The organism is Streptomyces sp. NPDC086549 (assembly GCF_044746205.1).
Taxonomy (GTDB): domain Bacteria; phylum Actinomycetota; class Actinomycetes; order Streptomycetales; family Streptomycetaceae; genus Streptomyces.
Map to the genome: position 1 here is coordinate 28,640 of NZ_JBIVBS010000002.1, position 12,103 is coordinate 40,742.

Below are 12,103 nucleotides of genomic sequence, written 5' to 3' on the forward strand. Positions count from 1 at the left end.
GGTGAGTTGCCCTGCCTTCGAAAGACGTCGACGGGTGGGTCCGTCCCGTTGCCAGGACGGACCCACCCGCGGTGGATGTCAGCCGTTCACGCCGTGTGTCTCAGTGCCCGTCGGGCTCCGTTACTTGGGTTGCTTGGGCAACGGATACGCGTCGTACACGATGAAGCCCCCATGGCCCTTCTTACCCGGAAACCTCTTCAGGACCACTCGTACCTCGTTCCCCGCGGCCTCCGGGGGACCACTCGCCTTGTATACGGTGCCCAGTGATTCGTACATGTCCCACTTGCCGGGGATCGGGAACTCGGTCACCTCTTTCCACTTTCCCCGCTTGGCCAGGAAGTTGTCCAGCGCCGCTTGCCTGGCGGCATTCTTCTTGCCGTTGGGGAAGAAGTACTGGGAGAGGACCCGGTCGACGGCCTGCTGAGCGATGTCGGCGCTGGTCCACAGCGTGCTGATCGGGGCCAGGCCCATTTCCAGGTTCTTCTGGGCGTCCTCGACAGCCCCTGCGGGGGAGCGCTCGACGTGCTTCTCGAGGGTGTGCGCACCCGTTTCCGGGTAGTCCTTCTCGTCCTGCAGGTTCACGCAGTTGTGGACCAGCAGGTCCGCCGCGTGCCGCCCCTCGGAGTGCACGTAGAACGTGTGCAGGTCCTCGACGGTCAGGTCATAGACCCGTTGGGAGGCCACGCCGACCCGGTCGTGCAGAGCGGTCACGGTCTGCAGGGAGCCGTCGGCTGCTCGCAGTTGTTCCCCGACGCGCAGCTCGGAGACGCGGACCCAGCCACGGCCGGCCACGTAGACACGGTGTCCGATCGTGCTCGTCAGCGTGCCGTCGCCGGCCAGGGTGATGTCGACCAGATGGTTCGTGTCATGCCGGAAGGTATCGGTGACCGGTTCCGGCCGTGCCTTGCCGGAGGCAGGGTCGGTGGCCAGCACCAGGTCTCCGACGCCGACGTCCTCGATCGGCCTGCGTGTCCCGTCGGCCATCAGCACCTGGGTACCGCCCGGGAAGCTGTTCCGGGAGCACGAGGTCGCGACCTCCTCGTAGAGTTCGACCTCCCTCTCGATCGCGGCGACCGCCGCCGCGTCTATGCCGTCGATGGCCTTGAGCGCCTTGAACGCGTCCCGGACGCCGATGCCGGTGACGAACGCGGCGTCCACAGCGCGCAGCGCTTCCGCAATGGGCCGGATGATCTTGCCCGCGAACAGGCTCGCGACGTCCAGGGACGCCCAGGCGCAGCCGCCCCAGCTTCCGCTCTCGAAGCCGGAGGTGAACTTCTGGGCGCACTTGATCCAGCTGCCGAAGAGGATGTCGATGGGATCGACGCCGTCCTGCCACTCGGCGATCGTGATGGTGTGCGTGACCTCCTGGGACAGTTCGTCGGTCTTGACCTCGCCCAGATACGTCGTGGCTTCGGTCGGGCACATGAGCTTCTGCGGGTCGATGCCCTCGGCGGCGCACAGGTACAGGCTGAGAACGGCCTTGTACCGGATCTTTGAGGTGATCGTGCAGTTGCCCCGGTAGGCGAGGTGGTCCCACCAGTGGTCGCAGCCGCCCGACTTGCTGACGACCTCCGGATCGCCGATCTTCTCGATGTGATCGACGACGTAGAAGACGTTCCCGATGGAGCCGCGCTCGTCGGTGATGGTTCCGTCGTCGATCTGCTTGGCCTTGGCCGCCTTCTCGGCCCGGTCGGCCGCTTCCTGGGCTTCCGTGGCGTACTTGTCAGCGTCCTTGGCGGCTTGTTCGGCTTCGGTCGCTGCCGTGTCGGCGCGGGTGGCGGCCGCGCGGGCGTCCTTGGCGTCCTGTTCGGCCTGGGCGGCTGCGGAGCGGGCGGCTGCGGCGTCGAGTTCGGCTGCGTCGGCGGAGTCGCGGGCGTCCTTGGCATAGCCCTCGGCGTTGCCGGCTGCCTTGTCGGCGGCTGCGGCGTCCTCGGTGGCCTGCTTGTCGTACTCGATGGTGCGGGCCAGGGAGGCCTGCGCCGCTGAGGCGGCATTGGCGGCGTCGGCGGCGTAGCCGAGGGCTTCCTTGGAGTAGGTGCGGGCGTCGGCCGCGTACTGGGCGGCGTTGGCCGCGTGCTGGTAGGCCTCCTTGGCGTCGCCCTTGGCCTGGTCGGCGAGGTTCTTGGCGGCCTGGGCCTCGGCGGCGGCGTTCTTGGCGTGCGCGTCGGCGACGGCCTGCTGCTGGTCGGCGATGGACTTCGACGCCTGCCCGGTCAGGACCACCAGGCCGGCGGCGGAGTCGGTGTCGACGTAGGCCGAGCCGAGTTGGATGGCGTCGTTGGCCGGGTTGGCGACCTGCTTGGCCGCTTCCCCGGCGTCCACGGCGGCCTGGGCGGTGACGTGGGCGAACCCGGCCGCCTTCGCCGCGGCCGCCAGTGCCTTGCCAGCCTCCGCGTTCGCCGCGTTCGCCTGGGACTTTGCATCCTTGGCGTGCTGCTCGGCCTCGTCGGCGAGCTTGACGGCCGACTTGGCCTCGGCTGAGGCGTCCTGGGACGCCTTGATGGCGTCCGCGGCGGCGCTGGTGGCCGTCCTGACGGCCGCGTCCGCCTTCAGCTTGTCGGCCTGGGCGGCGTCCGCGTCGGAGCGGGCCCGCTTGGCCGCGGCTTCCGCGCGGGTCGCTGCCGCATCGGCGTCGGCTGCCGCCTGGGTGGCGGCGTCGGCCTCGGAGCGGGATCTGTCGGCGGCGGCTTCGGCGTCGTCGGCGGCGCTGTCCGCCTCGTTCGCCGCCGCGCGGGCGTCCTCGGCTGCGGAACCGGAGCTGAGCTTGTCGGCGTAAGCCTCCTTGGCGTCGGCCTTCGCCCGTTTGGCGTTGGCTTCCTGCCGCGCGTCCCAAGCGTCGTCGCGCATGGCCTTGGCGTGATCCTTGGCCTTGACCGCGTCGTCGCGCCGGTCCTCAGCGGTCTTCTCCGCCGTCTCGGCCCGGGACTTGGCGTCGCTGGCCTTGGTGGCCTCAGACTCGGCGTTCTTGCGGTGCTCGGCGGCCTCGGCCTGCTTGGCCGCGGCGTTCAGGGTCCAGCAGTTCTTCCGCGGCAGGTCCGACAGCAGCCCAAGCACCAACGCCGTTGCGCGACGTCGGGGTTCGACCCGAGCGAACCGGCCCGCCACGCGGCCCATCAGTTGGTCGAACATTGCCCGCCACCGGGCAGGCACTACGCTGTGCCCTGCGGCCACCGCCTGATCTTCGTTTGTCCACACAACTCACGATGATCAACGGTGGCCGCAGCCATCTCCGCGCCAGCCCTGACCAGCAAGATCACGATCTACGGCTGGAATACTAATGGCCCTTCGCGCGCTTGAGCACAACCCGGTAGGCGGCCAATTCGGGGTCAGCGAGCATGTCCTGGATCATGAGGGTGTTCACGAAGACGAGGGCGTATCGGCGTAGACGTACACATCACCCTTGGCGATGTCGTCGACCTCCTCGGCTCGTACGGCGGAGAAGCCGGCCAGCCGCAGGATCCCGATCAATGCCGTCTGCATGAGGACAATGACCTCGGCGTAGCGCTTCCACTCCGGCGCCGCCGGGTCCTGCCGTTCTGCCACTGACCGCGCAGCGGCCTCCGCCAGTTCTGGAGCGCTCCAGCGTACGTAGAGGCCGCCGGCGTATTCCCCGTGGCTGTCGTTGACCTCCACCCCGACGCCGGGCTGACTCGGCACCTCCGGACGCTGGACATGCGCGGGAAGACCGGCTCGGTGGAGTTCTCGGCAGACCCGGTCTGCCAGTTCGTACCCAGCAGCGATGACTTCCTCCGAAGCATACAGATGACCGTGGGCCTCAGCTTTGGCTCGAGTCTCGGGGTCTATGTACGTCACTAAGCATCTCCTGGTGTGAGGTCATATCTGATGTCACGGACGTCGGAAGCCGCAGTGCCTACGGTTGGCCAGGAGCTTAGTTCCATGGCCAACCGTGATGCATATATACACATAAGGGGGCCCGCCGGCGTTTAGGCTTTCCGGTGGCCCCCCTTCTGCGTCACTCAGACAGGCTCAGTTGTGTGGAGCGAGCGAACTTTCCACGCTCGAACGTGTCGAGCATGTACTGGAGCATATAGTATGCGCCAGGTCCGTCTGGAGTTGAGTAGGTTACCGGGATGCCTTCCACGAGAGGAGAGCAGATTTCCTTGCAAGGGCTGCGTTCGCTGTAGAGTTCCGCGATCTGGCTCTTGCTGAATCCCTTTTCTTCCAGCTTTTTTACGATCAATTGCTCGGAGTGAAGCCCCTCGGGGATATTCGCAAAGACGACAAAGTCGTCCTTCGCGCCGGTGGCCTTGGCCCATCCCGGAACCCTTGCGACCGCGACGTTCCGTCCGAACTTGTACCTGAGTCCGCTGGCTATCCGGAACTTGTAGGCAACAACAGCCAATTCCGAACCGGCGTACGGAATCATGCCCTCGCACGCGCTGCCTGCAGAGAGTGCGAATGCTGCCCTGCTGCGCTTCGTGCACGTCTCGTACAGCTGTCGGAGGACCTTGGCGCCGATTCCTTCCTTTGCCAGCGGTGACAGACCCTCCAGGCTGCGTAGTGCCTTGAAGGCGTCTTCGAACCCGATGCCTGTCCTTGCGGCGGCGTCGAGTGCTTTGACGGCGCGCGCGATCGGGGCGAGCAGGCTTTCGACCGGAACGTACGTGACGAGGCTCCAGGCGCAGGCGGTTTTGCTGCCGTGCCAGCAGTCCATCAGGTCTTCGGCGAAGAAGGAGAACAGGATCGATCCGGCCACATCACCGAAGAGGCTCTGCCATCCGGCGCGGACGATGTCCTTGCCGGAGAACTTGTGCGTCCAGCCGTCGATCTTGATGTTCTTCAGAGTCGCCCGCTGAAGGAACTCCCACGCCGCCTTCGGGCACCCGTCCGCCGTGGCCTGGGCCTGGTCGTCGGTGCACAGGTAGAAGTCGGCCTCGTAGGTGACGACCAGGTCGTACATCGCGTTGCAGCCTTGGAAGGCCGCCTCCGGCATCCCCGGGCACGTGCCGATCTGCTTGGAGCTGACGATCTCGACGGTGGACTCGTCCGGAACGGCGAACACACCGGGAATGCCCGTACCGGACCCCTCGGAGCGTCCCTTGTTGGCCTCCGCCTTTTCCGCCCTGTCGGCGGCGTCCTGGGCTTCCTTGGCGTACTTGTCGGCGTCCTTCGCCGCCTGTTCCGCCTCGGTCGCGGCTGCGTCGGCGCGGTCAGCGGCGGCGCGGGCGTCCTTGGCGTCCTGTTCGGCCTGGGCGGCGGCGGAGCGGGCGGCTTCGGCGTCGAGTTCGGCGGCGTCGGCGGAGTCGCGGGCGTCCTTGGCGTAGCCCTCGGCGTTGCCGGCGGCCTTGTCGGCGGCTGCGGCGTCCTCGCTGGCCTGCTGGTCGTAGTCGACGGTGCGGGCCAGGGAGGCGGCGGCGGCTGAGGCGGCCTTGGCTGCGTCCGCTGCGTAGCCGAGGGCTTCCTTGGAGTAGGTGCGGGCGTCGGCGGCGTACTGGGCGGCGTTGGCCGCGTGCTGGTAGGCCTCCTTGGCGTCGCCCTTGGCCTGGTCGGCGAGGTTCTTGGCGGCTTGTGCCTCGGCGGCGGCGTTCTTGGCGTGGGCGTCGGCGACGGCCTGCTGCTGGTCGGCGATGGACTTCGACGCCTGTCCGGTCAGCACGACCAGGCCGGCCACCGAGTCGGTGTCGACGTAGGGGGAGCCGAGCTGGACGGCGTCATTGGCGGGGGCGGCGACCTGCTCGGCCGCCTTGCCGGCGTCCACGGCGGCCTGGGCGGTGACGTGGGCGAACCCGGCTGCCTTCGCCGCGGCCGCCAGTGCCTTGCCGGCCTCCGCGTTCGCCGCGTCGGCCTGCGCCTTGGAGTCCTTGGCGTGCTGTTCGGCCTCGTCGGCGAGCTTGACCGCGGTCTTGGCCTCGGCGGAGGCGTCCTGGGAGGCCTTGATGGCGTCGGCGACGGCGCTGGTCGCGGTCTTCACCGCCGCGTCGGCCTTCAGCTTGTCGGCCTGGGCGGCGTCCGCGTCGGAGCGGGCCCGCTTGGCCGCGGCTTCCGCGCGGGTCGCTGCCGCATCGGCGTCGGCGGCTGCCTGGGTGGCCGCGTCGGCTTCGGAGCGTGCCTTCGTGGCGGCGGCTTCGGCGTCGTCGGCTGCCTTGTCGGCGTCGTTGGCGGCGGCGCGGGCGGCGTCGGCGGCGTCACCGGAGTCGAGGGAGTCGGCGTAGGCATCCTCGGCGTCGGCCTTGGCGCGGGCCGCGTCCGCCTTCTGCTTGGCGTCCCAGGCATCGTCCCGCATGGCCTTGGCGTGGTCCTTGGCCGTGACCGCGTCGTCGCGCTTGCTCTCGGCGGTCTTCTCCGCCGTCTCGGCCTTGTCCTTGGCGTCCTTCGCCTTCGTCGCCTCGGATTCGGCGTTCTTGCGGTGCTCGGCGGCTTCGGCCTGCTTGGCCGCGGCCGTCTCCTTCTCCGCCTTGGCCGTCTTCTCCTCGGCCTCGGCCGCGAGCCGCTTGGCGTGCGCGTCGGCGGCAGCCGCCTTCGCGTCGCCCTCCGCCTTCAGCGCGTCGGTGAGCTTGGCCTCCGCTATCTCCTTGTCCTTCTTGGCGTTGTCCCGGTGGATCTTCGCGGCGTCGGCGGCTGCCTTCGCCTGCCATTCCGCCCGGGCGGCTGCCTCCTTGCGGAACTCCGCGTTGGACTGGGCGGCTTGGGCCAGGGCACGCTGCGTGATGGTCTGGCTGTCGCCGGCGGAAGCGCGGGTGGCGGCCTCGGCGGTCTCGGCGGCCTTCTCCGTCGCCGTCAGCGCGGCGACCGACCCCTTGGTCACCTGGTCCTTCTGCTGACCGACCAGCAGACCCCGGCCGCGGGGCGCGCCGTTGGTGTCGGCGATGCCGTAGGCGGCCTGGAGCGCCGTGTCCGAGGTGGTCGCGGCCTTCTGCGCCGTGGCGAGCTGCGCCTTGACGACGGCGAGCTGCTTCTTCGCCTCCGACTGCGCGTTCGTGACGTTCGCCTTGGCCTTGTCCACGTCGGCCTTCGCCGGCGCGGTGCCGGTGTGGCCCTTGGGGACGATGCGGATCTTCTGCGCGGTGGAGCCGTTGCACGTATTGAGCAGGGCGTCCTTGCCGTTGTCGAACGCGGCCAGGTCCAGACACTTGTCCGTGGCGATGTTGCGCAGCTCGCCCGCGGCGCGCACGTTGAACGTCCACTGCTGCGCCTTACTGCTGCCGCAGTCCCGAATCTGGATCTTTGTGCCGTTGGCGTTGGCGCCGTTCAGCACCTCCAGACACTTCTGCGCGTTGACGTTGAGCAGGGTGTAGTGGCCGTCGTAGACCCCCCACAACTGCCACTTCTGCGCCTCGGAGCCGTTGCACGTGTAGATCTGGACCGGGGTGCCGTTGGTCTTGCCGGCTCCCTGGGCCTCCAGGCACTTGCCGGTAGCGCCCGGCACCTGGATCTCCAACGGAGCGTCGCCGATCCAGTTGAGGCCGCCCTCGGTGTAGTGGTCCAGCCAGCGGGTGGAGTAGTCCGCGATCCACGACTGGCCCAGGACCTTGCCCAGGGCGAACGTGCCGTCCTGCAACGCCTTCGTGGCGCTGACGTTGGCCGTCAGGATCTGCTGCCGCTGCGTGGCCTGGGAAGCGATCTCCTGCTGCCATTCGGTGGATGCCTGGGCCACTTCCTTGCCGAGAACCCGGTCCGGGTCGATCGGGTCGTGCCACGCACATGCGGCGAAGCGGGTCTTCAAGTCCTCGACCGCGATACGGAACTCCGGGCTGTCCGGAGCCGGGGCCGTGCGCGGGAATCCGCCCGAGGACAGGAAGACACGGGCGTCATCGGCGAACACCCGGGGAACGAACAACTGATTGGGTTCGATCTTGCCGGAGTTCTTCTTCCACAGCGCCCACGCCTGCTGCTCCTCCGGAGTCCCCCCGGTGGTGTACAGCTGGTCGCCGATCGCGAGCGCGGCAGCCTTCGTGCCGTCGTCAGCGGTGGGCGATGTCTCGTAGAACGGGGAGAAGAGGTCGACCGACTTGAAGTACGACTGGTACAGCCACGGAAGCAGCCCGACCTGGTCGAAGATCTTGTTCGCTCCCTGCGGTGCGCCAGGGTAGGAGTCCAGGCCGCTGACCGTGCTGGACCAGGCCTGTCCCTGGTCACCGACCTTCTTCACCCACTGGTCGCTGTTGGTGTCGTCCGCGTAGAACGCCTGGTGCAGGGGGGTGTTGTTGTTGGAGAGGTCCCGGTCGAGTTTTTGGTGGAGCTGATCGGGCGGCAGTCCGATGGAGTTCTGCGCCAGGGCGAACAAGTTGGGCCCGCCCTTGCGCAGGGCATCAGCGGCCACGCACTGATCCCCGCGCAGCTGTTCAGCCGCCTTGGTGTCGTAGCCGTCGTAGGAATTCCCGACCAGGCTCATATCGTCCCGGTCGGTGAGGCCCGCGAGGTCGGGCCGGACAGCAAGGCCGGCGATGACCGCAACTGCGGTCAGGAGAAGCAGGACCCTTGCAACCAGCCCTGAACGTCCGGGTCTTGGTATGAAAGATCCTGGTGGTCTGGAACGCAAAACCGTATCCCCCTCTTCGATGACGGTGGTGTGGGCCGGATGGACGGCCGGACAGCAGCGGTGGGGGTTCGGTGTCCTGAGGGCTCAGAAGCCCGGACGCCCGGTGGGGTTGACGCGTACGGACGGCCGGTACGACGGCATGGCGATGCAACCTCCCCCGTGAGCGACGGCGTTCCCCCGGTCGCTGACTGACGCGCGTGGGCGAAGTGGTCAGGCTCCGCCATGCGCGCGCGACACACTACGCAGGCGTGACCCATTTCGCACAGGAGTTCACCTTTGAGCGGGCGGCACGGTGGCGTGAATCCTCCGGGTGGTCGGTCCGCCGCGAGGCTGCACAATGTCCGGCCTGTTGCGAGGCATTCATGTTTTTCTTGTGCGTTTCTTGTGCGTGCGGACGGTCGGCGGGCTGTGGCAGTCGATCAGGGATGGCTGATTTCCGATCCCGACGTGCCGCGCCGCCGGGCGTGACGGCTGTCTCCGGCCGGGCGGTAGCCTTCGTCTTCGTGACCCGGGCTTGGATCCTGCCGATGCTGTTCGTCCTCTGTGGCTCAGTCGTTGCGGCTGGGCTGGTCTTCAGGGGGAGTACCGGCACAGCCGCAGTTCTTCTCCTGATCTTTGCGCTGCTCGGAGGCCTGAACTCGCCTCTTGTCTTCCCTCGGTCGATCGGTGCGCTGGAGGCGGAACGCCGTAGTGCGGCCGATGGCCGACCGGTCGTCTTCTGGCGGCCGGGCTGTGCGTACTGTCTGCGCCTGCGCATTCGGCTGGGCCGTCGCGCCCGCCAGTTGCACTGGGTCAACATCTGGCGTGACCCGGCCGGAGCCGCGGCGGTGAGGGCGGCCAACGACGACAACGAGACCGTGCCGACCGTCGTCGTGGCCGGCCGGTCTCACGTCAATCCCGATCCCGCATGGGTGCGCGAACAGCTTTCTCGTTCCGCGTGACCGACTGCTGCCCGGGTTCGGCCAGCTCGCACCAGACCGTCTTGCGGTCCGCTCCCTGGTCCACGCCCCAACGCCGGGCGAGTACGTCGACCAGTGTCAGGCCGCGGCCGGACTCGGCCGTTTCGGAGGCGGGCAGGAGGGTGGGCAGCGTGCGTGGGTCCGGATCGGTGACCTCGATACGGGTGAGGCCGAGGTCCGTGCCGGTGACGCGGACGGTCACCGGGGTGCCCTCGCCGAGGTGGTCGATCACGTTGGTCAGCAACTCCGTCGCACACAGGCGGACGTCGAAGTCGTGGTCGCGGAGCTGGGAGCGCAGCTTCGGTGCGGCCTTGGGCGTGGCGAGCAGACGGAATTCCAGCGGCGTCATCACCCGGCCGCCGACTTCCTGAGCACTGCGGCGAGAGCGCGTGCCGTGGCCGTATTGCAGTTCCCGAGCGTGACGAGTCCGGCGGGCGGTGCGTACGTACCCGCGAAGCCCGGCAGGTCCACGCGGAGTGAGGGCAGCGTGATGCCGTGCAGGGCGAGGGCGGAGCGGAGGCCCTCGACGCAGAGGGTGACGTGCAGGCGGTAGGGGAGGGGTGGTCGGGCATGGGGCATTTCAGCCTTCTGTGCACTGCGTGACGAATCGCTCACAGAATGTCGCCGGACTCGCTAGCGTGGAAGACGGTTCGCGTCCGCGACGTGAACCGTGGAAACGGGACGGTGAGTTTCGGCGGTGAGCGCGTGGTCCGACGCAAGGACATCGACGGTTCGATGAGCGTCCCCGACTTCTACGGCAAGGAGTTGCGGTGGAAGAGGGAGGTGGCGGGTCTGTCGTTGGAGAAGCTGGTCGAGGGCAGCTTCTACGGCAAGTCACACCTCAGCGACATCGAGCACGGCAAGCGGCGCATGCCCATCGATCTGGCTCGGCACGTGGATCAGGTGCTGGGCACCGACGGTTACTTCGAGCGGCACTGTGACGACGTGCGGCGGGCGCGGAGGGCTGGGCACGCCGAGTACTTCGAGAAAGTGCTGGAAGCGGAGAAGCACGCCAGGTCCATCGAGGAGTGGAGTCCCACCGTGTTTCCGGGGTTACTCCAGACACCGGAGTACGCGCGGGCCGTCGTGCGGGCCACGCACCCCCTGTCGCTCGATGATGAGGTGGAGCAGAAGGTCAGCGCACGGATGGCGCGCGCCGCGCTTTTCGAGAAGGATCACCACACCCCGTCGTACTGGGTGATCCTGCACGAGTTGCTGCTCACCGACGCGATCCTGCCCCCGCCCGAGATGGCCGAACAGCTTGCGCGAGTTGTGGAGTTGGTCGAACGCCGGCGCATCGTTACGCAGATCATTTTGCGGAAGTGCAGCCCGCATCCGTTCATGCTCGGCAATGCCCTGCTCATGACCTTCCCGGACGCCCCGCCCCTCGTGCGTAGTCCAACATGAGCGCGATATCGACCACAGGCTTCCCAGCAGGCGCACACTGAGGTCCACGCCGTGGACGACGAGCCGCAGATCTGCCTTGAAGTACTTCAGGCAGAAGTCCGAGGAGTTCAGGTCTGAATTCTCCGGCCGCCAGTCCGACGACCAGGAGACGTCATCCGCGCGGGGCTCGAAAGAGAAGATGATCAACTGTCCTCCCTTCCAACTACCAGACGTTCTTGGACATCGCGGTGTCTAGGTTGCCGATCGCGTCGACAACGGCGTGCGCCAGGGTGTCGAAGTTCTCCCGGTAGAAGCCCAGCCGGATGTGGAACGGCTCCTCCGCGAACACGCCCGCGCGCACGAGGAACATGGTGGGCGCGGCGGTCAGCGGCGGCTCAGCGGGTGGCCGGGCAGCCGGACCCGGCGGCCCGGGCGGCCCCGCACGCCCGACATCCTGACGTCCTCGCCGCGCAGAGGAAGGAGCGCGCTCGCATCCGCAGTGAGAGGGGCATCCGCTGGGGCGGGCGACCCCTCTCGACCGAAGGGCTTCAGATCCTCAAGTCGAGGACTGCATGACGACCTGCTCGCCCTCTCCGTTCGGTTCCTCGAAGTTGGCCAGGTAACGGCTGAACAGCGTGTCATCCACGGTGATGGAGTTGGCGCCTTCCTCGCTGTTCCGCACTTCGAGGCGACGTTCCAGTGTCGTCCGATCGGCCTTGAGATGGACCAGTTCCCAGCGGCAACCGTGGCTTTCAATCAGCGCCTTGTAGTCGTCGCGGGCGGCGCGACTCCAGAAGCTGTAGTCCACCACCACGTCGCGCCCGGCCAGCATCAGTTCGACCAGTTCCTGCCGCTGCTGGCGGCGGACCTCTTCCTTGAGCTGGTCAAACGCCTTAGCCCCCAGTACCAGGCCGGCGTCGCGTTGCCCGAGTCGTTGCCAGACCACCTCGTCGATCGACAGCCGAGCGAAACCGCGTCGCACCAGCTCCATCGCATAGGTGGTCTTGCCCGCTCCCGGAAGACCGCACATCAGCACCACCGTGCTCAATCGCTGCGTCACGCAGCCAGGTTAGACCCGAAAGCACGCTCTCCTCCGTGGCTACAAGGCCGCCGAGTGGCAGCGGACATGCCGCGGCCTCCAGACCCGGCGAACCTATGTGGTCAGAGCACTAGCCCATGTAGACCCATGGCCGTGGCCCGGCCCTCACAGATGGAGGGCCGGGCCACGGTGTTGCGGCTCCCGAACGGGCTTCGGGTG

At 67.8% G+C, this 12,103-nt stretch carries 7 protein-coding genes and 2 pseudogenes; 2 read left to right on the plus strand and 7 right to left on the minus strand.

Going from position 1 to position 12,103, the window contains the following annotated elements; all coding sequences use genetic code 11:
• Positions 1-120: 120 nt before the first annotated feature.
• The 3 genes and pseudogenes from ACIPSA_RS06785 to ACIPSA_RS06795 form a co-directional block, all read right to left on the minus strand.
• Positions 121-3,003, minus strand: a pseudogene (locus ACIPSA_RS06785) (polymorphic toxin-type HINT domain-containing protein); the annotation flags it as partial.
• Between the two features lie 354 nt (positions 3,004-3,357).
• Positions 3,358-3,657 (minus strand): hypothetical protein, encoded by a 300-nt coding sequence (locus tag ACIPSA_RS06790; RefSeq protein ID WP_402629620.1) that lies wholly within the window; start codon positions 3,655-3,657, stop codon positions 3,358-3,360.
• 316 nt (positions 3,658-3,973) lie between these two features.
• A complete protein-coding gene (locus ACIPSA_RS06795) occupies positions 3,974-8,353 on the minus strand; it encodes an RICIN domain-containing protein (protein WP_402629622.1) in 4,380 nt (1,459 codons plus the stop codon).
• A 650-nt stretch (positions 8,354-9,003) separates the two neighbouring features.
• On the opposite strand from ACIPSA_RS06795, the gene ACIPSA_RS06800 reads away from it, so the two are divergent.
• A complete protein-coding gene (locus ACIPSA_RS06800; protein ID WP_402631648.1) occupies positions 9,004-9,441 on the plus strand; it encodes a glutaredoxin domain-containing protein in 438 nt (145 codons plus the stop codon).
• Here ACIPSA_RS06800 and ACIPSA_RS06805 read toward each other — a convergent pair.
• Together ACIPSA_RS06805 and ACIPSA_RS06810 are read right to left on the minus strand one after the other, a co-directional pair.
• Entirely contained in the window at positions 9,392-9,808 is a 417-nt protein-coding gene (locus ACIPSA_RS06805) for an ATP-binding protein (RefSeq protein WP_402629625.1), read from the minus strand. The genes ACIPSA_RS06800 and ACIPSA_RS06805 overlap by 50 nt on opposite strands.
• Positions 9,808-10,038: a hypothetical protein gene (locus ACIPSA_RS06810; protein ID WP_402629628.1), complete on the minus strand. Its 231-nt coding sequence runs from the start codon at positions 10,036-10,038 to the stop codon at positions 9,808-9,810. Before ACIPSA_RS06810 ends, ACIPSA_RS06805 begins: the two co-directional genes overlap by 1 nt.
• A 126-nt stretch (positions 10,039-10,164) precedes the next feature.
• Here ACIPSA_RS06810 and ACIPSA_RS06815 point away from each other — a divergent pair.
• A pseudogene (locus ACIPSA_RS06815) lies at positions 10,165-10,851 on the plus strand (helix-turn-helix domain-containing protein); the annotation flags it as partial.
• A gap of 217 nt (positions 10,852-11,068) precedes the next feature.
• Here ACIPSA_RS06815 and ACIPSA_RS06820 read toward each other — a convergent pair.
• Positions 11,069-11,206: a hypothetical protein gene (locus ACIPSA_RS06820; RefSeq protein ID WP_402629631.1), complete on the minus strand. Its 138-nt coding sequence runs from the start codon at positions 11,204-11,206 to the stop codon at positions 11,069-11,071.
• A gap of 195 nt (positions 11,207-11,401) precedes the next feature.
• Entirely contained in the window at positions 11,402-11,905 is a 504-nt protein-coding gene (locus ACIPSA_RS06825) for an AAA family ATPase (protein ID WP_402629633.1), read from the minus strand.
• Positions 11,906-12,103 lie beyond the last annotated feature (198 nt).